General features: G+C 64.8%; 36 protein-coding genes and 1 tRNA gene. 7 read left to right on the top strand and 30 right to left on the bottom strand.

Going from position 1 to position 24,559, the window contains the following annotated elements:
• Positions 1–87: 87 nt before the first annotated feature.
• The 26 genes from truA to rplC all read right to left on the bottom strand — a co-directional run bounded on the left by truA (position 88) and on the right by rplC (position 14,211).
• The gene (gene truA / locus ACJ0G7_RS05370) at positions 88–1,002 is read right to left on the bottom strand and encodes a tRNA pseudouridine(38-40) synthase TruA (RefSeq protein ID WP_407395854.1); all 915 of its coding nucleotides are present in this window, start codon (positions 1,000–1,002) and stop codon (positions 88–90) included.
• Entirely contained in the window at positions 999–1,349 is a 351-nt protein-coding gene (rplQ, locus tag ACJ0G7_RS05365) for a 50S ribosomal protein L17 (RefSeq protein WP_043694860.1), read from the bottom strand. Before rplQ ends, truA begins: the two co-directional genes overlap by 4 nt.
• Before the next feature lie 51 nt (positions 1,350–1,400).
• Positions 1,401–2,339 carry a DNA-directed RNA polymerase subunit alpha gene (locus ACJ0G7_RS05360; RefSeq protein ID WP_043697305.1) on the bottom strand — a complete coding sequence of 313 codons (939 nt, stop codon included), beginning with the start codon at positions 2,337–2,339 and terminating at the stop codon, positions 1,401–1,403.
• 44 nt (positions 2,340–2,383) lie between these two features.
• Positions 2,384–2,776: a 30S ribosomal protein S11 gene (rpsK, locus tag ACJ0G7_RS05355; RefSeq protein WP_043694866.1), complete on the bottom strand. Its 393-nt coding sequence runs from the start codon at positions 2,774–2,776 to the stop codon at positions 2,384–2,386.
• A 30-nt stretch (positions 2,777–2,806) separates the two neighbouring features.
• On the bottom strand, positions 2,807–3,172 hold the full coding sequence (gene rpsM / locus ACJ0G7_RS05350) for a 30S ribosomal protein S13 (RefSeq protein WP_043694869.1): 366 nt from the start codon (positions 3,170–3,172) through the stop codon (positions 2,807–2,809).
• A gap of 115 nt (positions 3,173–3,287) precedes the next feature.
• Positions 3,288–3,401, bottom strand: a complete 114-nt coding sequence (gene rpmJ, locus ACJ0G7_RS05345; RefSeq protein ID WP_006173336.1) for a 50S ribosomal protein L36 — start codon at positions 3,399–3,401, stop codon at positions 3,288–3,290.
• 46 nt (positions 3,402–3,447) lie between these two features.
• Positions 3,448–3,999, bottom strand: a complete 552-nt coding sequence (locus ACJ0G7_RS05340) for an adenylate kinase (protein ID WP_043694873.1) — start codon at positions 3,997–3,999, stop codon at positions 3,448–3,450.
• A gap of 58 nt (positions 4,000–4,057) precedes the next feature.
• Positions 4,058–5,377: a preprotein translocase subunit SecY gene (secY, locus tag ACJ0G7_RS05335; protein ID WP_043694876.1), complete on the bottom strand. Its 1,320-nt coding sequence runs from the start codon at positions 5,375–5,377 to the stop codon at positions 4,058–4,060.
• Positions 5,378–5,477: 100 nt separating this feature from the next.
• Positions 5,478–5,933 (bottom strand): 50S ribosomal protein L15, encoded by a 456-nt coding sequence (rplO, locus tag ACJ0G7_RS05330; RefSeq protein WP_043694879.1) that lies wholly within the window; start codon positions 5,931–5,933, stop codon positions 5,478–5,480.
• Positions 5,934–5,939: 6 nt separating this feature from the next.
• A complete protein-coding gene (rpsE, locus tag ACJ0G7_RS05325; RefSeq protein WP_043694882.1) occupies positions 5,940–6,581 on the bottom strand; it encodes a 30S ribosomal protein S5 in 642 nt (213 codons plus the stop codon).
• Between the two features lie 14 nt (positions 6,582–6,595).
• On the bottom strand, positions 6,596–6,964 hold the full coding sequence (gene rplR / locus ACJ0G7_RS05320; protein ID WP_186484807.1) for a 50S ribosomal protein L18: 369 nt from the start codon (positions 6,962–6,964) through the stop codon (positions 6,596–6,598).
• A gap of 33 nt (positions 6,965–6,997) precedes the next feature.
• Positions 6,998–7,537, bottom strand: a complete 540-nt coding sequence (gene rplF / locus ACJ0G7_RS05315; protein WP_043694887.1) for a 50S ribosomal protein L6 — start codon at positions 7,535–7,537, stop codon at positions 6,998–7,000.
• 14 nt (positions 7,538–7,551) lie between these two features.
• Positions 7,552–7,953, bottom strand: a complete 402-nt coding sequence (rpsH, locus tag ACJ0G7_RS05310; RefSeq protein WP_006850769.1) for a 30S ribosomal protein S8 — start codon at positions 7,951–7,953, stop codon at positions 7,552–7,554.
• 19 nt (positions 7,954–7,972) lie between these two features.
• Positions 7,973–8,512: a 50S ribosomal protein L5 gene (rplE, locus tag ACJ0G7_RS05305; protein ID WP_043694891.1), complete on the bottom strand. Its 540-nt coding sequence runs from the start codon at positions 8,510–8,512 to the stop codon at positions 7,973–7,975.
• Positions 8,513–8,553: 41 nt separating this feature from the next.
• The gene (rplX, locus tag ACJ0G7_RS05300; RefSeq protein ID WP_043694894.1) at positions 8,554–8,910 is read right to left on the bottom strand and encodes a 50S ribosomal protein L24; all 357 of its coding nucleotides are present in this window, start codon (positions 8,908–8,910) and stop codon (positions 8,554–8,556) included.
• A 2-nt stretch (positions 8,911–8,912) separates the two neighbouring features.
• Positions 8,913–9,278, bottom strand: coding sequence for a 50S ribosomal protein L14 (gene rplN / locus ACJ0G7_RS05295; RefSeq protein WP_407395360.1), 366 nt, complete (start codon positions 9,276–9,278; stop codon positions 8,913–8,915).
• On the bottom strand, positions 9,275–9,589 hold the full coding sequence (rpsQ, locus tag ACJ0G7_RS05290) for a 30S ribosomal protein S17 (protein WP_043694900.1): 315 nt from the start codon (positions 9,587–9,589) through the stop codon (positions 9,275–9,277). Before rpsQ ends, rplN begins: the two co-directional genes overlap by 4 nt.
• A gap of 18 nt (positions 9,590–9,607) precedes the next feature.
• A complete protein-coding gene (rpmC, locus tag ACJ0G7_RS05285; protein ID WP_043694903.1) occupies positions 9,608–9,817 on the bottom strand; it encodes a 50S ribosomal protein L29 in 210 nt (69 codons plus the stop codon).
• 2 nt (positions 9,818–9,819) lie between these two features.
• Positions 9,820–10,296 (bottom strand): 50S ribosomal protein L16, encoded by a 477-nt coding sequence (rplP, locus tag ACJ0G7_RS05280; RefSeq protein ID WP_043694907.1) that lies wholly within the window; start codon positions 10,294–10,296, stop codon positions 9,820–9,822.
• A 16-nt stretch (positions 10,297–10,312) separates the two neighbouring features.
• Positions 10,313–11,041, bottom strand: coding sequence for a 30S ribosomal protein S3 (rpsC, locus tag ACJ0G7_RS05275; RefSeq protein WP_043694909.1), 729 nt, complete (start codon positions 11,039–11,041; stop codon positions 10,313–10,315).
• A 20-nt stretch (positions 11,042–11,061) separates the two neighbouring features.
• Positions 11,062–11,427, bottom strand: a complete 366-nt coding sequence (gene rplV / locus ACJ0G7_RS05270) for a 50S ribosomal protein L22 (RefSeq protein ID WP_043694911.1) — start codon at positions 11,425–11,427, stop codon at positions 11,062–11,064.
• 4 nt (positions 11,428–11,431) lie between these two features.
• Positions 11,432–11,707 carry a 30S ribosomal protein S19 gene (gene rpsS, locus ACJ0G7_RS05265; RefSeq protein WP_043694913.1) on the bottom strand — a complete coding sequence of 92 codons (276 nt, stop codon included), beginning with the start codon at positions 11,705–11,707 and terminating at the stop codon, positions 11,432–11,434.
• A gap of 35 nt (positions 11,708–11,742) precedes the next feature.
• On the bottom strand, positions 11,743–12,606 hold the full coding sequence (gene rplB / locus ACJ0G7_RS05260; protein WP_043694914.1) for a 50S ribosomal protein L2: 864 nt from the start codon (positions 12,604–12,606) through the stop codon (positions 11,743–11,745).
• 15 nt (positions 12,607–12,621) lie between these two features.
• On the bottom strand, positions 12,622–12,924 hold the full coding sequence (locus ACJ0G7_RS05255) for a 50S ribosomal protein L23 (protein WP_043694916.1): 303 nt from the start codon (positions 12,922–12,924) through the stop codon (positions 12,622–12,624).
• Positions 12,917–13,552, bottom strand: a complete 636-nt coding sequence (rplD, locus tag ACJ0G7_RS05250; RefSeq protein WP_043694919.1) for a 50S ribosomal protein L4 — start codon at positions 13,550–13,552, stop codon at positions 12,917–12,919. Before rplD ends, ACJ0G7_RS05255 begins: the two co-directional genes overlap by 8 nt.
• Positions 13,552–14,211, bottom strand: a complete 660-nt coding sequence (gene rplC, locus ACJ0G7_RS05245) for a 50S ribosomal protein L3 (RefSeq protein ID WP_043694922.1) — start codon at positions 14,209–14,211, stop codon at positions 13,552–13,554. Before rplC ends, rplD begins: the two co-directional genes overlap by 1 nt.
• A 391-nt stretch (positions 14,212–14,602) precedes the next feature.
• On the opposite strand from rplC, the gene ACJ0G7_RS05240 reads away from it, so the two are divergent.
• The 6 genes from ACJ0G7_RS05240 (at position 14,603) to recA (ending at position 19,893) form a co-directional block, all read left to right on the top strand.
• Positions 14,603–15,064 carry an NAD(P)H-quinone oxidoreductase subunit N gene (locus ACJ0G7_RS05240; RefSeq protein ID WP_043694925.1) on the top strand — a complete coding sequence of 154 codons (462 nt, stop codon included), beginning with the start codon at positions 14,603–14,605 and terminating at the stop codon, positions 15,062–15,064.
• Positions 15,031–16,077 (top strand): LdpA C-terminal domain-containing domain, encoded by a 1,047-nt coding sequence (locus tag ACJ0G7_RS05235; protein WP_043694929.1) that lies wholly within the window; start codon positions 15,031–15,033, stop codon positions 16,075–16,077. Before ACJ0G7_RS05240 ends, ACJ0G7_RS05235 begins: the two co-directional genes overlap by 34 nt.
• A 22-nt stretch (positions 16,078–16,099) precedes the next feature.
• Complete coding sequence (locus ACJ0G7_RS05230; RefSeq protein ID WP_043694932.1) at positions 16,100–17,728, top strand: AAA family ATPase; 1,629 nt, start codon at positions 16,100–16,102, stop codon at positions 17,726–17,728.
• Positions 17,729–17,841: 113 nt separating this feature from the next.
• A tRNA-Gln gene (locus ACJ0G7_RS05225) sits at positions 17,842–17,913 on the top strand.
• A 10-nt stretch (positions 17,914–17,923) separates the two neighbouring features.
• Entirely contained in the window at positions 17,924–18,673 is a 750-nt protein-coding gene (locus tag ACJ0G7_RS05220) for an HAD family hydrolase (protein WP_043694935.1), read from the top strand.
• Between the two features lie 86 nt (positions 18,674–18,759).
• A complete protein-coding gene (gene recA / locus ACJ0G7_RS05215; RefSeq protein ID WP_043694940.1) occupies positions 18,760–19,893 on the top strand; it encodes a recombinase RecA in 1,134 nt (377 codons plus the stop codon).
• A gap of 18 nt (positions 19,894–19,911) precedes the next feature.
• Here recA and ACJ0G7_RS05210 read toward each other — a convergent pair whose 3' ends face one another.
• The 3 genes from ACJ0G7_RS05210 to ACJ0G7_RS05200 all read right to left on the bottom strand — a co-directional run bounded on the left by ACJ0G7_RS05210 (position 19,912) and on the right by ACJ0G7_RS05200 (position 22,097).
• The gene (locus tag ACJ0G7_RS05210; protein WP_043694942.1) at positions 19,912–20,268 is read right to left on the bottom strand and encodes a DUF1815 family protein; all 357 of its coding nucleotides are present in this window, start codon (positions 20,266–20,268) and stop codon (positions 19,912–19,914) included.
• A gap of 80 nt (positions 20,269–20,348) precedes the next feature.
• On the bottom strand, positions 20,349–20,597 hold the full coding sequence (locus ACJ0G7_RS05205) for a DUF2839 domain-containing protein (protein WP_043694945.1): 249 nt from the start codon (positions 20,595–20,597) through the stop codon (positions 20,349–20,351).
• 54 nt (positions 20,598–20,651) lie between these two features.
• Complete coding sequence (locus tag ACJ0G7_RS05200; protein ID WP_043694948.1) at positions 20,652–22,097, bottom strand: helicase; 1,446 nt, start codon at positions 22,095–22,097, stop codon at positions 20,652–20,654.
• An 83-nt stretch (positions 22,098–22,180) separates the two neighbouring features.
• Between ACJ0G7_RS05200 and ACJ0G7_RS05195 the strand changes: the two genes are divergently transcribed.
• A complete protein-coding gene (locus tag ACJ0G7_RS05195) occupies positions 22,181–23,047 on the top strand; it encodes a prephenate/arogenate dehydrogenase (RefSeq protein ID WP_407395359.1) in 867 nt (288 codons plus the stop codon).
• Here the strand turns inward: ACJ0G7_RS05195 and crtD are convergent.
• Positions 23,037–24,539, bottom strand: a complete 1,503-nt coding sequence (gene crtD / locus ACJ0G7_RS05190; protein WP_407395358.1) for a C-3',4' desaturase CrtD — start codon at positions 24,537–24,539, stop codon at positions 23,037–23,039. The two genes, ACJ0G7_RS05195 and crtD, sit on opposite strands and share 11 nt — an antisense overlap.
• Between the last annotated feature and the right edge of the window lie 20 nt (positions 24,540–24,559).

The raw sequence follows: 24,559 nt of genomic DNA, 5'->3' as shown, positions 1-24,559 counted from the left end.
CTGGAACGGAGCTGGACAGCAGAGTCGGCCCGGAATCGGGCGCGACAAAAGCTCAAACAGTGAGCTTACGCTCCGACGGAGCCCCAATCATGACGATGGGGTGGTCAGAGATTCTGGAGCGCTGTTCTTCGGCGGGGGAAGAGGATCCGGAGGGGGATCACAGTCCGCCAGAAAAAACCACGGTTGTGAATCATACCAACCAGCCCTGCTGAAGATCTCGTCCTGATAGCCGGCCCGCAGCAGGCAGAGCCCTTGACCCGGTGCCGCTTCCTTCACGTCGCAGCGGCGGCGTTCACGCCAGCGACGCTCGAAGTGCTCGAGGCTCAGCCGATGTTCTCCCACGGCCACCAGCTGTGCCATCAGGAGCCGCACCATGCCGTAGAGGAACCCACTGGCCTGGATCTCCACCCTGAGCATGTCCCCCTGACGTTCCACCAGAACGTCCTGCACCGTTGTGATGGCATCGGCACGGCGACTGCCTGCTTTCATGAAGGCGCCGAAGTCGTGCCGCCCGAGCATGCCTTCGAGGGCTGTCCGCATGCTGATCTCATCCAGGCGGAGCTGATAGCGGTGCCAGCTCCAGGCGCTGAGGAAGAGATTGGGGCGACGGCCGTTGTGAATCGTGTACCGGTAGCGCCGGTAGATGGCGTTGTAGCAGGCGTGCCAGTCGGCAGGACGCTCGACCGACTCCCGTACCCGGATGCTGGCTGGCAGCCGTCCGTTGAGCGCAGGAGCCCATTTGTGTGCCGGAATGGGGCCGATGCAGTCGAAATGAACCACCTGGCCGGCGGCGTGCACTCCGGCATCGGTGCGGCCCGCAGCGAAGCAGTGAATGGGCCGGTGCGGATCGAGCTGCTCGATCGCGTTCTCCAGAACGGCCTGGACGCTGAGGCCGTTCCGTTGCCGCTGCCAGCCGCAGAATTCCGATCCGTCGTACTGCAGGCTGAGAGCGATCCGGTGGGGGATCGGCTGATCCGTCACTGCAGACGAAGATTCCGTCAGACCAGCTCGATGATGGCCATCTCGGCGTTGTCGCCGCGGCGGCGCACGGTGCGGGTGATGCGGGTATAACCGCCGCGACGGTCGCTGTAGCGATCCGGTGCCTTCTCAAACAGCGCATGCACGAGCTGCTTGTCGTAGATGAAGCCGAGGGCCCTCCGGCGGGAGGCAAGGCTGCCGTCCTTGGCAAGGGTGATCATGCGCTCCGCCTCATCGCGGAGCGCTTTGGCACGGGCCTTGGTGGTGGTGACCCGACCTTCTCGGATGAGCTGGGTGGTCAGGGCCCTCAGCATCGCCTTGCGTTGGTCAGCAGGGCGTCCCAGCTGGGGAACTCGGCATTGGTGACGCATGGTTCTGGGGGAGGCGTGGTCAGGTCGTGGGAACGATCAGGCCGGACAGCTTCAGGCTGTCGTGCGGCTCTGGGGGATGGAGATGCCGATGCGCTCAAGCGCTTCGATCACCTCATCGGCGGACTTGGAACCGAAGTTCTTGATCTCCAGCAGATCCTCGTAGCTGAAGCCCATCAGGTCGGAAACGGAATTGACCTGGGCCCGCTTGAGGCAGTTGTAGGCCCGGACGGAGAGGTTCAGCTCTTCGAGAGGGATCTGGGCTTCTGCGGAGGGCTCCGGTTCGACACCGGGTTCCTCCACCAGAGTCACCGTGGCCAGGGGCTGGAACAGCTCGATCAGCTGGTTGGCTGCCTGTGCCAGAGCGTCGTCGGGAGTGATGGATCCATCGGTGACGATCGAGATCTTGAGACGCTCGCGGGCGGAACCGCCTTCGGCCACGGCTGTCTCATCAATGCTGAAGTTCACCCGGATCACCGGCATGAACACGGCATCGATCTGGAGCAGATCAATGGCGCTGGTGTCCTCGTTGTGGCGGTCGACGGGGCGGTAGCCGACGCCTCGCTCCACATGCACCTCCAGCTCCAGGCTGTGGCCATCGGCAACCGTCGCGATCGGACGGTTGACGTCCACCACCTGAACCTGGGAGGAGAACTGCAGATCGCCTGCTTTCACATCGGCGGGGCCCGCGATCACAAGACGGCCGATCTCCAGCTCACCCGATCGGTTGTTGATCGACAGCTGCTTGCAGTTCAGCAGGATGTCGAGCACGTCCTCGCGAACGCCCGGAACGGTGGCGTACTCGTGATTGACGCCTGCGATGCGGATGGCGGTGACCGCACTGCCTTCCAGGCCTCCCATCAGCACCCGGCGCAGGGCGTTGCCAAGAGTGGTGGCCTGGCCGCGCTCGAGGGGGCCGATGAGAAACACGCCGGTCTGGGCGCGGTCCTCATCAACCTGATGCTCGATGCGATCGATCTGGTACTGCAGCACGGTCTGTGGCGGGGTAGGGAACGGGAACCTGAAACGAAGCCGGTTCAGACGCGGCGGCGCTTGGGCCGGCGGCAACCGTTGTGGGGCAGAGGGGTGACATCCCGGATCAACGTGATCTCGAGTCCGGCGACCTGAAGGGCCCGGATCGCGGTTTCACGGCCGGATCCTGGGCCGCGCACCAGAACTTCGATCTGGCGCATTCCCTGTTCGAGGGCCCGACGGGCTGCAGCCTCGGCAGCGGTCTGGGCAGCGAAGGGTGTGCCTTTGCGGGCACCTTTGAAACCGCTCGCCCCGGCCGATGACCACGAGATGACCTCGCCGGCGGTGTCGGTGATCGAGACGATCGTGTTGTTGAAGGTGCTCTGGATGTGGGCAACGCCGTTGGGGACGTTGCGCTTGGCCTTCTTGGGACCGGATTTCTTGGCGGGTTTGGCCATGGGCCGATAACGATGTGGGAGGGAGGTGGATTACTTCTTCTTGCCGGCCACGGTCTTGCGGGCGCCCCGGCGGGTCCGTGCATTGGTGCGGGTGCGCTGGCCGCGCACAGGCAGACTCATGCGGTGGCGACGGCCGCGGACGCAGCCGATGTCCTGAAGGCGCTTCAGGGCCATGCCCTCCTGGCGGCGCAGATCGCCTTCGATCGTGTAGGCCTCGGTGGCCCCCCTGAGTTTCTGCACATCGCCATCCTCGAGATCCTTGACCCGGATGTCCGGATTGACTCCGGATTTGCTGAGGATGGTCCGTGCCCGGGTGGGCCCGATTCCATAGATGTAGGTGAGGGCGACTTCGATCCGCTTGTCGCGGGGAATGTCAACGCCGGCGATCCGTGCCACGAAGTTTCAATCGAGGGGGGGGAGGGACAAAAGCCTCCGTCGATCCGGAGGCTGTGGAGACTTGCGCTGCTGGCCTCCTGGCCGAGCAGTGCTTGCTGCGAACGGAGCTGGAGGGTCAGCCCTGACGCTGCTTGTGCTTCGGGTTGGTGCAGATCACCATCACGCGGCCGTGGCGACGGATCACCCGGCACTTGTCGCACATTTTCTTGACTGAGGCGCGCACCTTCATGAGGCGTGGCTCTCCAAATTTCCAAACGGCAACCCTACCATGCGGGTCAACTCAGGGCCTGAACGATCCGCTCTGAGATCTCCTCGACACTCCCCTGAGCCGGGACCTGAATCAGCAGACCCTTGTCGCGGTAGAAGCTGATCAGGGGAGCGGTCTTCTCGCGGTAAACCTCCAGCCGGTTGCGGATCACCGCTTCATTGTCGTCGGCCCGGCCACGGGCCAGCAGACGCTCGATCAGCACGGCGTCGTCAAGCTCCAGCAGCACGACGGCCTCGATCGGCTGCTGCAGATCCGTCAGGAGCGGTTCCAGTGCTTCGGCCTGCGGAACGGTGCGGGGGAAACCGTCCAGCAGCCAGCCGCCGCCGTGCAGCGTCTTCATCTGACTTTCCACGATCGCCAGGACAAGCCCATCACTCACCAGCTCGCCTCTGTTCATGACGGCTTCGGCTTCCTTGCCGAGGGCTGTTCCGGCAGCCACCTCTCCGCGCAGCAGGTCGCCTGTGGAGAGGTGCTTCATGGCGTGGGCCTCGCAGAGCCGGCCGGCCTGGGTGCCCTTGCCGGCGCCGGGGGGACCGAGAAAGAGGAGGCGGGTTTTCATCGTGGATCGTGGTGTGGACGTTGGTGGTTGGCGGGAATGATTGGCGCAGCGGCAGGAATCACTGGCGCACCAGACCCTCGTAGCGCTGGGAGATCACATAGGTCTGCACCTGCTTGGCCGTGTCGATCGCCACGCCCACCAGGATCAGCAGTGAGGTGGCACCGAGGCCCTGGAAGGTCTGCACGTTGGTGGCGCGTTCCACGGCTGCGGGGATGATCGCCACGGCACCGAGGAACAGACCGCCCAGCAGTGTGAGCCGGTTCTGAACCCCGGAGAGATAGGTGGCCGTGGCACTGCCGGGACGCACCCCTGGAATTGCGACACCACCCTTCTTGAGATTCGAGGCGATGTCGGCCGGGTTCACGGTCAGTGAGGCATAGAAATAGGAAAATCCCAGGATCAACGCGAAGAAGGCCAGGGCATAGGGCCAGGGGTTCGGAGCGCCTGGATTCAGGGCACTGGCGGCACGGATCAGCCATTCGTTGCTGGTGAGATTGGCGACCGTGACGGGCAGGAAGATCAGCGCCGAAGCGAAAATGATCGGCATCACGCCGCCGGCATTGAGCTTCAGGGGCAGATAACTCTGTCGGGTGGGCAGAACGCCGGCCCCACCCACCTGACGCTTGGCGCTGACGATGGGGATCCGCCGGGCTCCTTCCTGAACGAAGATGATCCCCACGATCGTGGCCAGAAAAACGAGCACGAGCACGATGATGCCGAGCACATCGCCGCGGTCGCCGGTCTGGGCTTTCTCGATCGTGGACCCCAGAGCCGTGGGCAGGGTGGACACGATGTTGAGGAAGATGACCAGTGAGGCTCCCTGACCGATGCCGCGCTCGGTGATCACCTCGCTCAGCCACATCACCACCATGGAGCCGGTGACAAGGCACAGGGCTGTCTGAACGACGAAGACGACCTCGCTCAGTCCCTCCAGGGCGTACTGCCGGAGGATCATGGCGAACACCACGCTTTGAATCAGGCCCCAGCCCAGAGCGACGTAGCGGGTGATCTGGGCGATCTTGCGTCGTCCTGCCTCGCCTTCGTTCTTCTGGAGGTCTTCCAGCTGCGGCAAGGCTGCCGTCAGCAGCTGCAGGATGATCGAGGCGTTGATGAACGGCAGGATGCCGAGGGCGAACACGCCCAGAGTCGAGATGCCCCCGCCCGTGAAGATGTCCAGGAAGCCGATCAGCTGGCCGCCCTGGTCGATGAAACTGCGGAAGGCGTCCCGGTCGATGCCCGGAATCGGGATGTAGATCCCAAGCCTGACGAGCAGCAGCAGTCCGAGGGTGGTGAGCACCCGGTTGCGCAGCCCCGGGTTGGTGACCAACTGGCTGATCACTTCGGCGGCGTTGGGGTTGCGTCCCCGACTGACGAGCATGTCCGGAAAAGGTGTGTTGGGCTGAAGCAGCGAAGCCGTCCGCGGATCAGGATCCGTCGGACGGCTCAGACCCTAGGGCTGAAGGGGGGGATCCCCCAGATCAGGCGAGGGTTTCGCAGGTGCCGCCGGCGGCTTCGATCTTGGTGCGGGCGGAGGCTGTGAAGGCAGCGGCTTGCACGGTCAGCTTCTTGGCCTTGAGATCACCGTTGCCCAGCAGCTTCAGGGGATGCTTGGGGCTGGTGACGATCCCGTCCTTGACCAGTGAATCAAGGTTGACGGTGCTGCCGTCCTTGAGGTCGTTGAGGGCCGACACATTCAGCACGGTGAACTGCTTCGGGTTCACCAGCGGGAAGTGCTTGAGCTTCGGGACGCGGCGGTAGAGAGGCATCTGACCACCCTCGAAGCCGGGGCGGGTGGGACGGCCGGAACGGGATTTCTGGCCACGCATGCCGAAACCGCAGCTGGCGCCCTGACCAGCGGCGATGCCGCGACCCTTGCGCAGTTTGCGGCGTCGGGCGCCTTTGTTGGCTTTGAGGGAGTCGAGTCGGAGAGTCATCGCGAATCAGGAGTAGATCTGCTCGAGGGAGATTCCCCGTTCCTTGGCCGTCTCCTTGTGGGTGCGGAGAAGCGACAGGGCCACCATGGCAGCCCGGGCGTTGTTGAGGGGGGTCTTGCTGCCCAGGCGCTTGGCCAGGACATTCTTGATGCCGGCAAGTTCCAGCACCGTGCGGATCGAACCGCCTGCGATCACACCGGTACCTGGGGCAGCGGGGCGGATCAGCACACTGGCGGCGCCGTCGCGACCGTTGGACAGGGTCGGGATCGAACTGTGACGGGTGAGGGGCACCTTCACGAGATGCTTCTTGCCATCGGCGACACCCTTGCGGACGGCGCCGATCACATCACCGGCCTTGCCGACGCCGACGCCGACCTGGCCTTTCTCGTTGCCGACGACGACGATGGCCCGGAAGCTCATCTTCTTGCCGCCTTTCACGGTCTTGGAGACACGGCGGATCTGCACCACGCGCTCCTGCCATTCGGAGTCGCGCTCCTGATTGCGGCGATCACCGCGACGACCGCGGCGTTCGCCACGCTCACCGCGGCCACCACGGCGCTGTTCCTGCTGCTGGCCTTCAGCCGCTGCAGGAACATCAGCTGCGCCGGGCACGGCGTTTGGATTGGATTGGGGGGAGGAATCGGTCATGGGTAGAGCAGGAATCAGAACTGAAGGCCCGCTTCCCGGGCGGCGTCGGCAAGGGCCTTGATCCGGCCGTGGTACAGGTTGCCGCCACGGTCGAAGACCACCTGCTGGATGCCCTTCGCGATGGCTCGTTTGGCCACGAGCTCGCCGACGGCGACAGAGGCGTCACAGCTGCCGCCACTGGCCTTGAGGCCGGCACGCAGCTCCTTATCAACGGTGGACGCAGAGCAGAGGGTGCTCTGCGCTTCGTCGTTGATGACCTGGGCGTAGATGTGATTGTTGGAGCGGAACACGGCCAGCCGAGGGCGATTGGCCGTGCCACTGAGATGACGACGCAGACGCCTGTGGCGTTTCTGGGTCTGCTGTTTGCGGGAGGTGGTGGACATGGGGAAGGAAGCGGAGGAACGTCAGGAAGAGGGTTATTTCTTGCCGGACTTGCCCGCTTTGCGCAGGATGCGCTCGCCCTCGTATTTGATGCCCTTGCCCTTGTAGGGCTCAGGGGGACGAATGGCGCGGACTTTGGCGGCTTCGTTGCCTACCAGCTCCTTGTCGATGCCGGAGACGATCACCTTGGTGTTGTTCTCAACCTTGAAGGTGATGCCGTCGGGCGGCTCCATCTCGACCGGGTGGCTGTAGCCGGCACTGACGACAAGGGTCTTGCCCTTGACCTGGGCTCGGGAGCCCACACCGACGATTTCCAGACTCTTGCTGTAACCGTTGCTGACCCCTTCGACCATGTTGGCGACGAGGGTGCGGCAGAGTCCGTGGCGCTCCCTTGAGAAACGCTTGGTGGTGGAGGGAGTCACCACGATGGTGTTCTCCTCCTGGCTGACGCTGACGCCTTCTGGAAGCGTGCGCTCCAGTTCCCCTTTGGGGCCCTTGACCTTCACGGTCAGACCGTCAAGGGAGACGGTCACCTTGTCGGGAAGTGGAACGGGGTTTTTGCCGATGCGTGACATGGTTCAGCTCCAGATCAGTAGACGTAACAGAGCACTTCGCCACCGACGCCCTCGCGTCGGGCATCGCGATCACTCATCACCCCTTTGGAGGTGGAGATGATCGCGACGCCGAGGCCGCCCAGGACCTTGGGCAGTCCGCGGGTGTTCTTGTAGATGCGCAGGCCTGGCTTGCTCACCCGCTGCATCGATCGGATCGTGGGAAGACGATGCTTACCGCTGTACTTGAGGGCGAGCACCAGTTCGGTGCGCACCCCTTCACCCTGTTCGCTGATCTCGGAGATGAAGCCTTCCTGCTGCAGCACCTTGGCGATGCTGCGGGTCATCCGCGAAGCGGGGATCTTGGTGGTCTCGTGACGCTTCTCACTCGCATTGCGAATGCGGGTGAGCATGTCGGAAATGGGGTCGTGGTTGGCCATAGGTGTCGACGGGGAGGGCTCAGTTGCTGCGGAACGGCATTCCCATCTCGCGGAGGAGGGCCCGGCCCTCTTCGTCTGAACGGGCAGTGGTCACGATGGTGATGTCCATGCCCCTGATGGCATCGATCTTGTCGAAGGAAATCTCAGGGAAGATGATCTGCTCACGGACGCCCAGGGTGTAGTTCCCCCGGCCGTCGAAGCTCTTGGGACTCACACCCCGGAAGTCACGGATCCTGGGCAGAGCCAGGTTGATCAGGCGCTCCAGAAAGGCATACATCCGGTCACCACGCAGGGTGACGGCACAGCCGATCGGCATGCCCTGGCGGATCTTGAAGCCGGCGATGGCCTTCTTGGCCCGTGTGACCACGACCTTCTGGCCGGTGATCTGCGCCAGCTCATTCACCGAGGCCTCAAGGGACTTGGCGTTCTGGGCGGCTTCGCCGAGTCCCCGGTTGACGGTGACTTTGATCACCTTGGGGACTTCGTGGATGTTCGTGAGGGAGAGATCCTTCTTCAGCTTGGGCTGAATGGTCTCCCGGTAGCGCTTTTTGAGTGACATGGGGGGTGTGGGGTGCTTCTGGTCGTGGTCAGAAGTCGGGTTCAGTCGATGACTTCACCGGTTTTCTTCAGCCGTCGTTTCTTGCTGCCGTCCTTTTCGACGACGATCTCCACGCGGCTGGCCACCTTCTTGTCGGTGGAATAGAGCATCACGTTGGAGGCATGCAGAGATGCCTCCTCGGTCACGATGCGACCGGTCTCGCCCTCCTGGGTGGGCTTCTCGTGTCGGGTGCGCAGGTTGATGCCTTCGACGATCACCCGGTTCTCATTCGGCAGGGTGCGCAGCACCTCTCCGGTTTTGCCCTTGTCCTTGCCGGCGATCACCTGAACGGTGTCGCCTTTGCGGATGCGCATCTTGATGCGATCGGTGGGCTTGGCCTTGCTGGTTGCAGTCGCCATGGTCAGATCACCTCCGGAGCGAGGGACACGATTTTGGTGAAGCTGCGCTCGCGCAGTTCACGGGCCACCGGTCCGAAGACGCGGGTGCCTTTCGGGTTTTTGTCATCGTTGATGATCACCGCAGCGTTGTCGTCGAACCGGATGGAATTGCCGGTATCGCGGCGGAGTGTGGCCTTGGTGCGCACCACCACAGCCTTCACCACATCGGATTTCTTGACACCCATGTTGGGCATCGCATCTTTGACGGCGGCGACGATGACATCGCCGACGTGGGCGTAGCGACGGTTGGTTCCCAGCACACGGATGCACTGGATGCGCTTGGCGCCGCTGTTGTCAGCGACGGTGAGGAAGGTCTCCTGCTGGATCACGGGGTCACCTCCTCAGCGGGTGGGGCCTCGGCCTCAGGGGTCGCAGCCTTGTCCGTCTTGTCAGCCTTGGGGCTGTGACTGAGAACCTCGGCGATGGTCCAGCGCTTGTGCCGGCTCATCGGACGGGTCTCGGTGATGCGGACGCGGTCTCCGACGCGACAGGTGTTGTCTTCGTCGTGCGCCTTGTAACGGGTGGTGCGGCTGACCGTCTTTTGATAGATGGGATGTGGGAAGCGGCTTTCCACCGCCACCACCACCGTTTTTTCCATCTTGTCGCTGACGACGGTGCCGACCCTTTCCTTGACTGCCATGGGTACAGAGGGGGGGGATCAGGATGCGGCGGAGCGCTGACGCTCCGATTGCACCGTCAGAAGCTGGGCCAGCTTGATGCGGACCTCCTTGAAACGGTGCGTGTTGGCCAGCTGGCGGGTGGCCTGCTGGAAGCGGAGCTGAAACAGTTCGCGGCGCAGACCGTCGATCTGTTCAGTGATGTCCGCATCGGACAGCTGGCGGACCTCAGCGGCGTTGGGACGGGCCATGGTCAGGACTCCACGGTGACGGCTTCAGCAGCAGCCGGTGCTTCCGCAGCCGGTTGCTCCTTCGGTTCATCCAGAGAGATGAACTTGGTCTTCACGGGCAGCTTGTACTGGGCCAGGCGCATGGCAGCCCGTGCGATCTCGGGGGTGATTTCGGCACCGCCCATCTCGAACAGGATCCGACCTGGCTTGATCACGGCCACCCAGAATTCCGGGTTGCCCTTACCGGAACCCATCCGGGTCTCGGCAGCGCGCATCGTGATCGACTTGTCCGGGAAGATCCGGATCCAGATCTTCCCGCCCCGCTTGACGTAGCGGGTCATGGCGCGACGGCTGGCCTCGATCTGGCGCGAGGTGATCCAGCCGCATTCCTGTGCCTGCAGTGCGAATTCACCGAAGGCGATGGTGTTGCCCCGGGTAGCGACGCCGCGCATGCGGCCTCGCTGCATTTTCCGGAATTTGACGCGTTTTGGACTCAGCATGGTTCAGGCCTCCTGTTCACCCCTCGTTGGAGCGGTCTTCGAACTGTTGGGGCCGACGGCTGGCCCTGCGGCGGGGGGTGGCACCCACCGGGATCTGCGGGGCTTCATCGCCCAGCACTTCCCCTTTGAACACCCACACCTTGATTCCCAGCACCCCGTAGGTGGTGCTGGCAACCTTGGTGGCGTAGTCGATGTCCGCCCGCAGCGTGTGCAGGGGGACACGACCCTCGCGGGTCCATTCGGTCCGGGCGATCTCGGCGCCGTTGAGGCGACCGGACACCTGGATCTTCAGGCCGAGGACGCCAGCGCGCTGAGCGCGCTGGACAGCCATGCGGATGGTGCGCCGGAAGGCGACCCGCTTCTCCAGCTGCTGGGCGATGTACTCAGCCAGCAGGAAGGCATCGCCGTCCACGCGCTCCACTTCGACGACGTTGATCCGAACCTGGCGGCTCTGATCCCCGACCGTCTTCTGGATGCCGGAGCGCAGGTCCTCGATGCCGCTGCCCTGGCGACCGACGAGGACGCCGGGGCGAGCGGTTTTGAGCTCGACCTCGAGTTGGTCGGCCTTGCGGGCGATCAGCACATCACTGATGCCGGCTGAGCCGTACTTCTTGTGGATGAACTTGCGAATCCGGTCGTCCTCCTGGAGGAGGGCCGGATAGCTCTTGCTGGGGGCGTACCAGCGGGACCGGTGTTCCTGGGTGATCCCCAGGCGCAGACCGGTTGGGTTGATTTTGTGTCCCATTGGGTCAGAGTCCTCGGGGGTCAGGAATCGGTCTGAGCTGCCACAGCGATGCTGATGTGGCAGGTCTGCTTCTTGATCTGGTAGGCGCGACCCTGGGCCCGGGGCCGGTAGCGCTTCATGGAAGGGCCCATGTCGGCACTTGCGCTGGAGATCACCAGCGAAGCCGGATCAAGACCCAGGTTGTGCTCCGCATTCGCCACAGCGGACCTCAGCACCTTGGTGATGGGTCCGGTGGAGCGGTAGGGCATGAACTCGAGCATGATCAGGGCGTCGCGATAGGTGCGACCCCGGATCTGATCGAGCACACGGCGCACCTTCGACACGGAGCCTCGGATGAAGCGGCCGTGCGCCTGGGCGATGGGGGCCGTGGGGGTTGACGTGGTCATGGCGTCAGCGGCCTCCTTTTTTGTCTTTGATGTGGCCCTTGAAGGTGCGGGTGGGAGCGAACTCCCCCAGCTTGTGCCCCACCATCTGCTCGGTGATGAAGACGGGCACGTGAGTCTTGCCGTTGTGAACGGCAATGGTGTGACCGATCATCATCGGCAGGATCGTGGAGGCCCGTGACCAGGTTTTGATCACGGACTTGTCGTCGTTGTCGTTCTGCTTTTCAACCTTGCGAAGCAGGCTGTCAGCGATGAACGGGCCTTTTTTGAGTGAACGTCCCATAGCGGTTTAAGCAAGCGGCAAAACGATGGTTGGCATCAGGAATCGCGTCCGCCACGGCTCCGCTTGGACGTCTTGCGACGTTTCCGGAGCACGTATCGGTTGCTGGGCTTGTTCCGCTTGCGGGTCTTGAGACCGAGGGCGGGTTTGCCCCAGGGGGTCACCGGGCCGGATCGGCCGATCGGTGCCCGGCCCTCACCACCACCGTGAGGGTGGTCGCAGGGGTTCATCACACTGCCTCGCACCTGGGGGCGACGCCCCAGCCAGCGACGTCGGCCGGCTTTGCCGAGGCTGGTGTTGCGGACCTCGGAATTGCCCACCTCGCCGAGCGTGGCGTAGCACTCCCGGCGGATCAGGCGGACCTCGGTGGAGGGCAGCTTGAGGGCGACGTAATCGCCCTCCTTCGCCATCACCTGAGCGCTGGCCCCTGCGGTCCGGACCATCTGACCACCGCGGCCGGCATAGAGCTCGACACAGTGCACGCTGGAGCCCAGCGGCACCGCGGAAAGCGGCATGGCGTTACCGATCTCGATCGGTACATCAGGACCGGAGACCACGGTCTGGCCCACCTGAACTCCAGCTGGAGCAAGGATGTAGCGCTTCTCGCCGTCGGCGTAGAAGAGCAGCGCCAGACGGGCGTTGCGGTGCGGGTCGTAGTGAATCGCAGCCACCTTGGCGGTCACGCCGTGTTTGTTGCGGCGGAAATCGACAACGCGGTAGAGACGCTTGTGCCCGCCACCGCGATGGCGGCAGGTGATCACACCGCGGTTGTTGCGGCCCTTGCGACGGTGCTTGGACACCACCAGGGTCCGCTCCGGCTTGCGGCCGGTGATCTCACTGAAGTCGGTGACCACCCTGGTGCGGGTGCCGGGGGTGTAAGGGCGGAAGTTACGGATTGCCATGACGTTTCAGACCCCTCAGGACTCAGGGAAGAGTTGGATCGAGTTGCCCTCCGCCAGGCGCACCACGGCTTTCTTCACCTGGGAACGCTTCCCGGCGAAGCGACCCATCCGACGGCTCCGCCGGGGAGGGTTCATGGTGCTGATGCCGGTGACCTTCACATCGAAGAGCTGCTCGACGGCAGCCTTGATGTCGGGCTTCGCGGCGCGGTGGTCCACCTCGAAGGTGTACTGGTTGAACTCGAGGGCACGGGTCGCCTTCTCGGTGATCAGCGGCCGGCGGATGACATCCGCCAGGCGGCCCTGGAAACGCTCAGTCATCGCCGTAGACCTCCTGGATGGTTGCGAGAGCGTCCTCACCCAGCACCAGTGCGTTGGCGTGGAGCAGATCGAAGACGTTGAGCTGGTCCGCGGCGATCAGCTTCACCTTCTCGAGGTTGCGCACCGAGCGTCGGACCACATCGGCCGGCGTGGTCAGCACGATCAGCACCTTGGCGTCAGCTGCGATGCCGAGACGGGAGAGGGCGTCGATGATCTCTTTGGTCTTGGGGGCCTCCAGAGAAGCTCCGAAGTCCTTGACCACCGTCATGTCCTCGATGCGGGACATCAGCGCGGTCCGCAGGGCCAGGCGACGTTCCTTGCGGTTCATCGCCAGGTTGTAGGTGCGCGGCTTCGGTCCGAAGATGATGCCGCCACCAGGACGCAGAGGGGTGCGGATCGAGCCCTGTCGTGCCCGACCTGTTCCTTTCTGCTTGTAAGGCTTACGGCCACCACCACGCACCTCTGAGCGGGTGAGGGTGCTGGCGGTGCCCTGGCGGAGATGGGCCTGCTGTCGCAGCACAGCCCGGTGCATCAGATCGACGGCGGTGGTCTCCTTGGCCACCTTCAGGTCCAGGGTCGCCTTTCCGGCTTCCTTGCCCTGCCAGTCGCGAACGACACAATCAGCCATCACTTCTTACCTCCGTTGGCGGGCTTGGCACCCACCCGCACCGCGGGTCGGATGTTGAGCAGAGCGCCGGGTTTGCCCGGTACGGAGCCCTTGACCACCAGCAGATTGCGGTCGCTGTCCACCTTGAGGATGGTGAGGCCGCGGGTGGTGATCTTCTTGCCGCCGTAGCGACCGGCCATCTTCTTGCCCGGATAGATGCGTCCTGGCGTGGTTCCGGGTCCGATGGAACCCGGTTCCCGATGGTTCTTGGAACCGTGGGTCATCGGGCCGCGGCTGAAACCGTGGCGCTTCTGAAAACCGGAGAAACCGCGACCGATCGTGTCACCGCTGACATCCACCTTCTGGCCAGCTTCGAAATCGCTGACCGTGATGGATCCACCCAGCTCCAGGCCGTCAACGGCATCCACGCGGTATTCGCGCAGATGACGAAGCAGGTCGTCGCCGGATTTGCTGAGATGACCCTTGGAGGGCTTGTTGATCAGCTTCTCGCGGGTTTCGCCGAAGCCGATCTGCACCGCGGCATAGCCGTCGGTGTCATCGCTCTTGAGTTGTGTGATGCGGCAGGGACCGGCCTCGATCAAGGTGACGGGGACCGCTCTGCCCTGCTCGTCGAAGAACTGGGACATACCCAGCTTCTTCCCGAGAATGCCGATGGACATGGGAGGGAAAAAACGCCAGCGGGAACAGCCACCGCCCGGCGAACCGGTCGGGGCTTGACGTGCTGATCAACGTGACGCAGTCGTGGTTCGGATCGCGCAGCACTCCGGGGAATGCGTGGATCCGAATGGAGCTAGCGATCGGTTTCAGCGAGGCTGGGACTTGTCGATCCGCCGAAGCGGGTGGGCAGTTTCCCGGCGGTCCTCACGCAATGTGGGTGACCGCACTGGCCTGGAGATCCGGCGCTATCGCCGAATCCGTTCCGCGTCCTGGAGGCCCGGCTAGCGGACGGGCACAGAAATGCAGAACAAACAAAAAACATACATCACTGCCCTTCTGCCTTCCCTGAACTCTCCCCCTCCTGCCAGACTCCCCCTCAGACATCGACCAGCCATGCCCCTGCTTCTCACCGGTCGGGGATTTCGCCGTGACCTCGAAGCCAGCGGATGTCTTGCGGTTCACGCCCCTCTCGAGGGTGGTGCCGAAACCCGCCTGCTCCGTCGTCTGCGCGGCGCCGGCTACCGAACCCGCCTCTCCTCGGCACGGGGTCTGGGGGATCCGGAGGTTTTCCTGACTCAGAAGCACGGCATCCGTCCTCCTCATCTCGGCCATCACAGCGTCGGCCGCGGTGCCGCCGTCGGCGAGGTTCAGGAGGTGGTGCCTCAGCTGGGTGATCTGCTTGACGGTGATGCACAGGTCGCTCTCTGGCTGCTGGAGGGCCAGGTGCTCTCCCGTTCGGAGCTGCTGTCTCTCTGTGATCTCTGCCGCCGCGAGCCGCGACTGCGCATCGTGGTGGAGATGGGAGGAGCCAGGAGTCTGCGATGGCAGCCGATGCGCGAGCTTCTCGGCAGCTGAGTCCCGAGCGGGCCCTGGCCGAGGGCCGCTGGGTCAAGCTCATCTGCGGAGCCAGCAATCAGGATCTGCCGGCCATCGCCGATCTCTGCGCGATCTACGGTCTCGCGGGGGTGCACTGCATTGATGTCGCCGCTGATCCAGCGGTGGTCAGGGCGGCTCGTCAGGGTCTCGATTGGCTTCAGGGGCGGTCGGCCAACAGTCCCTGGCTGATGGTCAGCCTCAGCGATGGGTCCGATGCCCACTTCCGCAAGGCCTGGTTCGATCCGCGGCGCTGTCCGGAGGATTGCAGCCGTCCCTGCCAGAGGGTCTGCCCCGCGGAAGCGATCTCAAGCTCCGGGGGCATCGCGGCCGGGCGTTGCTACGGCTGCGGCCGTTGTCTGCCGGCCTGTCCGCTGGGGCTGATCGAGGAGCATGACCATCGGATCGGCCTCGAAGCGATGGTGGATCTGTTGAAGGAGATCCGCCCGGATGCCGTGGAGGTGCACACAGCACCAGGCCGGGGAGAGGCCTTCTCCGTTCTGCTCTCGCGTCTCTCCGCGGCCGGGGTTTCCCTGCGGCGCCTGGCGGTGAGCTGCGGGCTGGAGGGTCACGGTCTCACCCCGGAGGATCTCAGCCGTGAGCTCTGGCAGCGCCACGCCGCTCTCCGGCGTCATCGGTTTCTGCCCCTTTGGCAGCTTGATGGCCGTCCGATGAGTGGTGATGTCGGTGCGGGGACTGCGCGTGCTGCCGTCCAGCTCTGGCGCCAGATGATTCCGATCGCTCCTCCGGGGCCCCTCCAGCTCGCCGGGGGAACCAATGCCGCAACCCTCGGACATCTCGGGATCCAAGAGCGTCCGGCAGGAATCGCATTCGGCGGAATGGCCCGCAGTCAGCTGTTGCCCCTGCTGCAGGCGGCCCGTGACCGTGGAGAGCCGCTGCGCGAGTGGCCTGAGGGGCGACGCCTCGCCCTGGATCAGGCTGAAGCCCTGGTGCAGCCCTGGATCCGCCGCCCGGCCGGCGAGCGATCCTGCTAGAAGGCGGTCATGATCCACCGCCATGACCACTCAGCGGATCACTGACGACCTGGACCGGTTGCTCGAACGTCTGCCGGACGATGTCCGCGAGGCCCTGCAGTCGCCCGAACGCCGGGAACAGCTGCTGGAGGTGGTGCTGGATCTCGGGCGGGTTCCGGAAGCCCGCTATCCCGGTCGTGCCCTGGCGCTGGGCGAAGCCTGTCTCACCAAAGACGACCTGCAGGCGATGGTGGCCAGGCTGGGTCGTTTCGGTGCCGACAACAGGGCCGGGATCGAACGCACACTCCATCGCATCAGCGCCATTCGCAACCGTCAGGGAGAGGTGGTCGGCCTCACCTGCCGTGTCGGTCGCGCCGTCTACGGAACGGTGGGGATGGTCCGTGACCTGCTCGACAGTGCCCAGTCCCTTCTGCTGATGGGACGGCCGGGTGTGGGCAAGACCACCGCTCTCAGGGAGATCGCCAGGGTGCTGGCTGATGACCTGCAGAGGCGTGTCGTCGTCATCGACACCAGCAACGAAATCGCCGGTGACGGCGACATTCCCCACCCCGCCATCGGCCGGGCCCGCCGCATGCAGGTGACGCGTCCGGAACATCAGCACCAGGTGATGATCGAGGCTGTCGAGAACCACATGCCCGAGGTCATCGTCATCGATGAGATCGGCACGGAGCTTGAGGCACAGGCGGCCCGAACGATCGCTGAACGGGGTGTGATGCTCGTGGCCACCGCCCATGGCAATGCCCTCGCCAATCTGATCAAGAACCCCACCCTCAGCGATCTGGTGGGTGGGATTCAGTCGGTGACCCTCGGTGATGACGAGGCCCGCCGACGCCGCAGTCAGAAGACGGTGCTGGAGCGGGCGGCCGAGCCCACCTTCCCGGTTGCGGTGGAGATGCACAGCCGCCACCGCTGGTCGGTGCACACCGATGTGGCGGCCACAGTCGATCAGTTGCTCCGGGGGCAGCAGCCCCGCGTTCAGATGCGGGAGCTCGCCTCTGACGGCTCCCTGCGACTGGTCGACGAGCCGGAGGAGAACCGCCCGCATCGGCGTCCGGCGCTGGCGGCGGTCCCGATGCCGAACCCGGAGTTGCGGTCTGTCCCAGGGCCCCTGATGGCAAGCGATGCGTCCGAGGTGGACAACGGTCCTGTCGCCACTGAGGACCTCCAGGTGATCTGCTGTGGCATCACGTCCCGACTGGTGGATGAGGCGAGCCGACGCCATCGCTGGCCTGTGCGGGTGGTTGAGGACCTCGCGGAAGCCGATGTCGTGCTCAGCATCCGTCAGGGCCTCGGGCGACAGCCCAGCCTGCGGCGCCAGGCCCGGGACCTGAGGGTGCCGATTCTGGTGATCAAATCCGACAGCCTTCCTCAGGTGGAGAGGGCTCTGGAACGGCTGCTCCTGCGCCGGGATGTGCCGCAGGAGCCCGAGGCGGTCACGCCACCTGGCGGACAGGATGATGAGCTGGCAGGTCTCGAGGAGTGCCGGCTCGCTGTGGAGCAGGTGGTGATGCCGGAGGGGCGCCCGGTGGAACTGCTGCCGCGCAGCGAACGGGTGCGCCGCATGCAGGCGGATCTCGTCAGTCGCTACAGGCTGCGCAGCGATGTGTTCGGTCAGGCTGACCATTGCCGGCTTCGGGTGTTTCCCCCCTGACGACACCTCCGACGTGTGTCGTGACCAGCGGCAAGGATTGACGAAGGTGAGCCTGTTATGTGTAACTATTGGGAAGCCGGAGCGGCGTCCGTATGCGGAATCGCCCGGATCGTTGGGCCGTCGCCAAGTGGTAAGGCAGCGGGTTTTGGTCTCGCCATTCCTAGGTTCGAATCCTAGCGGCCCAGTTTTTCCGTCATGACGGACAGACCTCTCCTCGTCTTCGATTTCGACGGAGTCATCGTCGACGGAATGCAGGAGTACTGGTGGAGCGCCTGTCGCGCCTGCCGGCTGCTTCCCGGCGGACCGTCCGAGTCGCCGACCCCAGAGGTGCCTCAGCGATTCCGCCAGCTGCGGCCATGGGTTCATCACGGCTGGGAGATGGTTCTTCAGGCTGCGGAAGTGGAGGTCCTCGACCCCGCTGCCTGGATCGCGGACTACCCCGGAGAGCGTGAGAAGGCGCTGCGGCGAAGGGGCTGGAGCGTGCCCCAGCTGCAGGACGCTTTGGATCGTGCGCGGGCAGATGCCGTCACCCGCGATCGCTCCGGCTGGCTGGCTCTCCACAGACCCTTTCCAGGTGTGGTGGAGCGGTTGCGGGCTCTGGTGGACGAGGGAGCGGACTGGGCGGTGCTGACGACCAAGAGCGAGACGTTCACAGCCGAACTTCTGGATGATCTGGGACTGCACCCATGGCGTCTGTACGGCCGGGAGGCGGGCGCGAAGCCGGAGGTTCTCCTGCGACTCCAGCGAGAGCGCCCTCTGCGAGCCTTCCTGGAGGATCGTCGTGCCACCCTCGAGACCGTTCGTGCCACCCCCGGCCTGGAGCAGCTCGTCTGTCTGCTGGTGAGCTGGGGCTATCTCAGGCCATCCGACAGCACGGGGCTTCCCGATGGCATTCAGCTGCTGCAGCCGGAAGATCTGGCGGCTCCCTTGGCGCAGTGGCCCTGATCCGTTAGCGTACGCCTGTACTACTTGAGACGATTCCGCGCTTCCGTGGCATTGGATCTCTCGTTCCTTAGCTTCAGGTCGTTTCCATGCCTGCAGAGATGAAATCCTCCGCCTCCGATGCCCGTTCTCCGGAGGGCCGTCCCGGTGAGCGCGACAAGGCGCTGAACCTGGTGCTCGGTCAGATCGAGCGCAACTTCGGCAAGGGGTCGATCATGCGTCTCGGCGACGCCTCCCGCATGCGGGTGGAAACCATTTCCACAGGTGCGCTCACTCTCGATCTTGCGCTCGGTGGCGGTTATCCCAAGGGTCGTGTCGTCGAGATCTACGGGCCTGAGAGTTCCGGTAAGACCACGCTCACCCTGCACGCCATCGCCGAGGTCCAGAAGCGCGGTGGTGTGGCGGCCTTCGTGGATGCTGAGCACGCTCTTGATCCGGTTTATGCCGCTTCCCTCGGGGTGGACATCGAGAACCTGCTCGTCTCCCAGCCCGACACCGGCGAGATGGCTCTGGAGATCGTCGATCAGCTGGTGCGTTCCGCGGCCGTCGACATCGTTGTGGTCGATTCGGTCGCCGCTCTCACTCCACGGGCTGAGATCGAGGGCGAGATGGGAGATCTGGCCGTTGGCAGCCAGGCCCGTCTGATGAGTCAGGCCATGCGGAAGATCACCGGCAACATCGGCAAGTCCGGCTGCACGGTGATCTTCCTGAACCAGCTGCGCCTGAAGATCGGCGTCACCTACGGCAACCCCGAGACCACCACGGGCGGCAATGCGCTGAAGTTCTATGCCTCGGTGCGACTCGATATCCGCCGCATTCAGACCCTCAAGCGGGGCACGGAGGAGTACGGCATCCGCGCCAAGGTCAAAGTGGCCAAGAACAAGGTGGCACCTCCTTTCCGCATCGCCGAGTTCGACATCCTGTTCGGCCGTGGCATCAGCACGCTGGGCTGTCTGCTCGACCTTGCGGAGGAAACCGGTGTGGTCGTGCGCAAAGGTGCCTGGTACAGCTACGAAGGCGACAACATCGGCCAAGGCCGCGATAACACCATCACCTGGCTGGAGCAGAACCCTGAAACCACGATCACCGTGGAGCAACTGGTGCGTCAGAAACTGACGGAGGGGTCGGAGGTGACGGCCAATTCCATGCGCCCGATCGCTGCGGCAGCCCGCACCGGAGTGGACCGCAAGGCTGACGCGAAGGACGCCGAGGCTGCGGCCTGAATCGTCGGGGTCCGACGATCAGAGCGGTTCGGCGGTGGTCATCGGGCTGCTGCCGGCCCTGCTTCCATGCCCCTGGTGGAGAAGATTGCTCATGCGCTGAAGCTCTTGAATCGCTTCAGCGCCTTCGAGTTTCACCAGCTCGCGACCGTTGCGCGATTCCACCCAGCTGATCCCGAAGTCAGAGACCAGAAACCGCACCATGTGGCCATCCCCAAGGTCCGCCACAAAAGATGCTCCGTGGCCATCCCTGCCATCGCCGCAGGAGTAGCAGGTGGCTGTGATTCCGTAGTCCTTCAGTCCGTTGGCCAGGGCCTGCAGGCTCATGACCAGATCCTGAACGACGGAGCGATAGTGCTCAGCGAGACGCGGAAACATACCCAGACTTATCTGAGACGACGCTAAAGGTTTTCTTCAGAATTGTGGGTTCCGATCAGGGGTGGCTGACGCAGAGCCGTTCAGGGCATGTCCGCAAGGCTCCACCAGCCCGCGGCGGGACCGATGAAGCGCACGGTGATCCAGAACAGCACCATGGCTCCGATCCCGATCCAGGCACCGCGCGTGGTGACGGCCACGAAGCTTCGGGTCTGGTTCTGGGTCAGCGGCAGCCACGGGACGATCCTGGGAGAGGTGTCGGGGCTCTGTCGCGTTGATTTCGGTTCTCGGGGCGGCAGTCCCTGGGCCGCGCGCCGGCGGGCTTCTCCCATGCGGTGTTCGATGTCCTCCGTTCAACCTAAGGATGGTTAGACGGGCTGTGCCACTCAGTCCGGCAGCAGCCGTTGAAGAGGGGTCCAGGGTTCGAGGCAACGCAGAACCTGCTCTCCCCAGGTACGGCCGCGCAGTCGTCCGTCCAGCACCGCCAGGCGGCCACCGCCGCGTCGCAGCGGAGCGATGGCCGGAGGGATCAGGCGCAGAGCCTCTGGAAGCAGCAGGGTGCGGAACCAGTCACCGCCCTGTTGTTTCATGCGTTCCACCCGTGCCGCCGTCAGCGGACAGCGGAGGCTGGCGATCGGCAGCAGCGCCACGATCAGCTGATCGGGTTCAGGCAGCTGGTCGCGGTGCTCCAGCCACCAGGACCAGCGGGCACTGATCACACCGTTGGTTTCCGGGGCGGTCGTCTCCTCCATCACCCGGCTGCCGAATTCACCGGCCAGACCACTGGTGAGCCAGCGCCTCAGATCAGCGTCATCGAGCAGAACCACGCTGAGGCCCGATCGCCCCAGAATCAATCGGCGGCTCTGTTCCAGTAGATGCTGGGCATAGATCTCCGTGTTCGGCAGCGGTTGACGGCGTGGTGCGTACACCGGCAGAGGCTCCATCAGCTCCGCATCCCGCAGCGTGGCGGTCACATCAGGCTGAACATCAGCAGCGTCCAGCTCGGATTCCAGTCGATCCGTCGAGCCGGCTTCACTGAGCATCAGCACCGGTCGCTCCCGCAGCAGGCCATCCAGCAGCTGCAGCGGTTCCAGCGGCTCCAGACACCACCGCCACTGCAGCTGACCGTGATCCAACTCCGCCCAGCTGGCCCAGCGGCCTTGCTCGATCGCCAGCAAGGAGGGCCAGGGCGCCGGCGAAGCACCGATCGTCCGCAGAAGGTCGGTCAGCGCCAGGGTGTCGCTGGCATGCAGGCGGACCCGTGCATCAGCCCCTGCGGCCTGGCGGAACAGTCGGCTGCTGAGACGGTTGTGCCACTCGAGCAGTGCGCTGTCTGCAGCGGGATGGCTCCGCCGCAGGCTTTCCCAGTCCCCAACCCCGATGTGGATGGCCATGCTGTTGCGGAGCCGGTCGCTGAGACGGTCCACCTGAGGCAGCAGCAGCTGACGCGTTCCCAGCCTGTTGTTCTGATAGGCGCGCACCAGTCCTGCTTCATCCAGAAGCCAGAGCTGGTCCCCATCAGGGGCATCGTCTCCCTCCCAGCAGGGCAGGCGGAAGCCCTGATCTTTCAGACGCGGTAACTCGATCTCCAGCAGCCGCCTGCGCTGTTGGTGATCGATCACCAGCACGGCGTCGTGGGATCCGAGACACAGAGGAACGAGGAGGCCGAGCCACCAGCGTTGGTCAGTGCCTGAGGAGAGCCGCAGCAGCGTGGTGTCCCGCCGGCGCAGGCTGCGGCCCACCAACCGACTGAGGGTCAGGTGGTGAGGCCAGTCCGATTCCTCGCGGCGCAGCAGCGTCTTGAGTTGTTGGTGAGCCTGAGCTTCCAGCATCTGGGAACCCTACGCAGGGTTTCCATCCGCCACGGCGCATTGCAATCCATCGATCAACATGACCGCAGGACAGGGACGGGTTGATGGCGGCACAGGCGGGTGTGGTCGGTCTGGGTCTGATCGGCGGATCGCTCGGCCTCGATCTGCAGAGTCGCGGCTGGCGGGTGCAGGGTCTGGTGCATCGTCAGGCGACGGCTGAGCGTGCTCTGGCCCGCGGGCTGGTGTCGGCGGTGAGCACGGATCCTGCCTGCCTGAGCGGCTGTGATCTGGTGATCCTGGCGCTGCCGATTCCTCTGCTGCTGAACCCGGATCCCGCCCTGCTGGAGGCTCTGCCGCGGGATGCCGTGATCACCGACGTCGGATCTGTCAAGAAGCCTGTGCTCGAGGCCTGGAACGGCCGGCATCCACGCTTCGTGGCCAGTCATCCGATGGCAGGGACCGCGGCAGCCGGGGTCGAGGCCGGCCTGGCCGGTCTGTTCCAAGGCAGACCCTGGATCGCGACGCCTGATGCTCAGACCGATCCCGATGCGCTGGCGGTGGTCGAAGCGGTCGCCCGAGATCTCGGCTGCCACTGGCTGACCTCCGGTGCCGCTCAGCATGATCAGGCGGTCGCTCTCATCTCGCATCTGCCCGTGCTGGTCAGTGCGGCTCTGCTGCGGGCTGTAGGGGAGGAACGGGACCCGGAGATCCGACAGCTCGCGATCGCCCTGGCGTCCAGTGGATTTGCCGACACCAGCCGCGTCGGCGGTGGAAACCCGGATCTCGGCGTGGCGATGGCGTCCAGCAACCGGGAGGCGGTTCTGAAGGGACTGGCCGCCTATCGATGGAGCCTTGAGCAACTGGAAGAGGCTGTGCTCCGGGACAACTGGCCGCAGCTGCGACAGGAACTCGAGCGCACCCAGGCCCTCAGGCCGGAGTTTCTCCGAACGGCTCCCGAGGTCAATCCCTGATGATCAGGTGCTTTCCGCGTTCCGCCAGCAGCTGACGGCTGGCATTCAGGGCTGAGAGGCTCACTCCGGCCGTTCCTTCCCCCGGATGCAAGCTGTCTCCGCAGAGCCAGAGCCCCTGCATCGGAGTGCGTCCCGCCAGACCGAACGGTCCGAAGCGGCTTGGGTGCTGCCCCAGTCCCCCGACCATGCCGCGCGGACGGCCTGTCCAGCCGGCGAAGCCTCGTGGTGTGGCCAGCTCGGCATGCAGCCACACGTCCGGCCGGAGATGGAGCGAGCGTTCCAGTTCGCCGCGGATGCTCTGCAGCGCCTCCTGCTTTCGCTGCTGATAGGCGGGTTCAGCCAGACGACACCAGTCGGCGGTCGGGGTGAACACACTGGCGATCACCGTGGCCTCTCCTTCGGGGGCACGTCCATCCCCCGCTCGGCTCACCGAGACGAAGAGTGAACCCGGATGCTCGCTACCCCGTTGCAGATGTCCCGGGCAGGAGTCCGGCAACGCCTCGCGCCGGACGGCGCCGTAGAACACCAGTGCACCACTCGGCTCTGGCAGGTCGTTCAGACGTCTTTCGTAACCGGTTGGCCACTGATCGCTCGGAATCAGATCCGGCAGGCACTGGGGCGGCAGGCTGCAGATCACGTCCTGTGCTTCCAGCCGCAACGTTCTCTGCTGCGGAGCTGTGACCGTCACCTGCCAGCCGCCATCGTGTCGCTGCAGGCCCGTGACGCGATGGCGGAGCAGAAGCCTGCCGCCGTCGCGGACGAGCGCCTCCTCCAGGTGATGGCTGAGCACCTGCATCGATCCCCGCAGGTGGAAAAGCCCCAGAGGCGCCTGCGCCATCTGCAGCACCGTCGCTCCGTAAAGCACGGCGGTCCGGTCCGCCGGCTCCTGGGAGTAAAGCTTCAACTGCAGATCCAGAAACCGCCGCAGCCGCTGATCCTCGCCGCATCCGCAGAGCACCAGCAGGTCGGCGATCGTCATGCCTGTGAACAGGCCGGAGGCGAGCGTGGCAGGTCGGAGGGCTGCCAGGAGCTGACCCAGGTCCCAGAGGCTGCGGGGTGTCACCACAGGATCCCGGCCGGCGAAGGCCCAATTGCTGCGGTGAAGCGTGTTGCAGACAGCCCAGAAGCGTTCGCTCCCGGGGAAGTGCTGCTGACGCTCCAGCCGCCAGCGCTCCGGGTCATGCCAGAGATGGATCGGCGGACTGCCGTCGGCGAGATCGACCACGCACCCGGGATCGAGGATGTCAGCCTCCGGCAGCGGCAGGTTCAGATGCCGGAACAGACGGGCATGACTCCCCCCGGGTTCCAGCCCGGCCACCTGGGTGGCGCCGACATCGAAGGTCCATGGTCCACGCCGGAACGTTCCGGCACAGCCTCCGGTCTGGTGATGGGCTTCCAGCAGGGTCACCGGCACGCCCTCATGGGCCAGCAGGCACGCCGCCGTCAGGCCGGCGATGCCTCCACCGATGACGATCACTCCGTCTGGGGCCAAGGTGCGGAAGCGATCCGATC

The organism is Parasynechococcus sp. (assembly GCF_045559935.1).
GTDB lineage: Bacteria > Cyanobacteriota > Cyanobacteriia > PCC-6307 > Cyanobiaceae > Parasynechococcus.
The sequence above is the reverse complement of the archived record's forward strand: the minus strand, read 5'-3'. Positions and strand labels throughout refer to the sequence as shown.

Coding starts and splice junctions, on each gene's coding strand:
- rplP (WP_043694907.1), bottom strand. CDS start 10,296: ATGCTGAGTCCAAAACGCGTCAAATTCCGGAAAATGCAGCGAGGCCGC.
- rplE (WP_043694891.1), bottom strand. CDS start 8,512: ATGTCACTCAAAAAGCGCTACCGGGAGACCATTCAGCCCAAGCTGAAG.
- ACJ0G7_RS05240 (WP_043694925.1), top strand. CDS start 14,603: ATGCCCCTGCTTCTCACCGGTCGGGGATTTCGCCGTGACCTCGAAGCC.
- secY (WP_043694876.1), bottom strand. CDS start 5,377: ATGCTCGTCAGTCGGGGACGCAACCCCAACGCCGCCGAAGTGATCAGC.
- rplR (WP_186484807.1), bottom strand. CDS start 6,964: ATGTCCACCACCTCCCGCAAACAGCAGACCCAGAAACGCCACAGGCGT.
- rplB (WP_043694914.1), bottom strand. CDS start 12,606: ATGGCAATCCGTAACTTCCGCCCTTACACCCCCGGCACCCGCACCAGG.
- ACJ0G7_RS05200 (WP_043694948.1), bottom strand. CDS start 22,097: ATGCTGGAAGCTCAGGCTCACCAACAACTCAAGACGCTGCTGCGCCGC.
- rpmC (WP_043694903.1), bottom strand. CDS start 9,817: ATGGCCCGTCCCAACGCCGCTGAGGTCCGCCAGCTGTCCGATGCGGAC.
- rplF (WP_043694887.1), bottom strand. CDS start 7,537: ATGTCACGCATCGGCAAAAACCCCGTTCCACTTCCCGACAAGGTGACC.
- recA (WP_043694940.1), top strand. CDS start 18,760: ATGCCTGCAGAGATGAAATCCTCCGCCTCCGATGCCCGTTCTCCGGAG.
- rplO (WP_043694879.1), bottom strand. CDS start 5,933: ATGACTCTCCGACTCGACTCCCTCAAAGCCAACAAAGGCGCCCGACGC.
- rplD (WP_043694919.1), bottom strand. CDS start 13,552: ATGGCTGATTGTGTCGTTCGCGACTGGCAGGGCAAGGAAGCCGGAAAG.
- rplV (WP_043694911.1), bottom strand. CDS start 11,427: ATGACCACGTCAACCCCCACGGCCCCCATCGCCCAGGCGCACGGCCGC.
- rplQ (WP_043694860.1), bottom strand. CDS start 1,349: ATGCGTCACCAATGCCGAGTTCCCCAGCTGGGACGCCCTGCTGACCAA.
- ACJ0G7_RS05205 (WP_043694945.1), bottom strand. CDS start 20,597: ATGGGAGAAGCCCGCCGGCGCGCGGCCCAGGGACTGCCGCCCCGAGAA.
- rpsH (WP_006850769.1), bottom strand. CDS start 7,953: ATGGCCAACCACGACCCCATTTCCGACATGCTCACCCGCATTCGCAAT.
- ACJ0G7_RS05340 (WP_043694873.1), bottom strand. CDS start 3,999: ATGAAAACCCGCCTCCTCTTTCTCGGTCCCCCCGGCGCCGGCAAGGGC.
- ACJ0G7_RS05195 (WP_407395359.1), top strand. CDS start 22,181: ATGGCGGCACAGGCGGGTGTGGTCGGTCTGGGTCTGATCGGCGGATCG.
- rplC (WP_043694922.1), bottom strand. CDS start 14,211: ATGTCCATCGGCATTCTCGGGAAGAAGCTGGGTATGTCCCAGTTCTTC.
- rpsC (WP_043694909.1), bottom strand. CDS start 11,041: ATGGGACACAAAATCAACCCAACCGGTCTGCGCCTGGGGATCACCCAG.
- rpsE (WP_043694882.1), bottom strand. CDS start 6,581: ATGACCGATTCCTCCCCCCAATCCAATCCAAACGCCGTGCCCGGCGCA.
- ACJ0G7_RS05230 (WP_043694932.1), top strand. CDS start 16,100: ATGACCACTCAGCGGATCACTGACGACCTGGACCGGTTGCTCGAACGT.
- ACJ0G7_RS05235 (WP_043694929.1), top strand. CDS start 15,031: ATGGCAGCCGATGCGCGAGCTTCTCGGCAGCTGAGTCCCGAGCGGGCC.
- rplX (WP_043694894.1), bottom strand. CDS start 8,910: ATGGCGACTGCAACCAGCAAGGCCAAGCCCACCGATCGCATCAAGATG.
- ACJ0G7_RS05255 (WP_043694916.1), bottom strand. CDS start 12,924: ATGACTGAGCGTTTCCAGGGCCGCCTGGCGGATGTCATCCGCCGGCCG.
- ACJ0G7_RS05210 (WP_043694942.1), bottom strand. CDS start 20,268: ATGTTTCCGCGTCTCGCTGAGCACTATCGCTCCGTCGTTCAGGATCTG.
- rpsS (WP_043694913.1), bottom strand. CDS start 11,707: ATGGGACGTTCACTCAAAAAAGGCCCGTTCATCGCTGACAGCCTGCTT.
- ACJ0G7_RS05220 (WP_043694935.1), top strand. CDS start 17,924: ATGACGGACAGACCTCTCCTCGTCTTCGATTTCGACGGAGTCATCGTC.
- rpsQ (WP_043694900.1), bottom strand. CDS start 9,589: ATGGCAGTCAAGGAAAGGGTCGGCACCGTCGTCAGCGACAAGATGGAA.
- rpsK (WP_043694866.1), bottom strand. CDS start 2,776: ATGGCCAAACCCGCCAAGAAATCCGGTCCCAAGAAGGCCAAGCGCAAC.
- rpmJ (WP_006173336.1), bottom strand. CDS start 3,401: ATGAAGGTGCGCGCCTCAGTCAAGAAAATGTGCGACAAGTGCCGGGTG.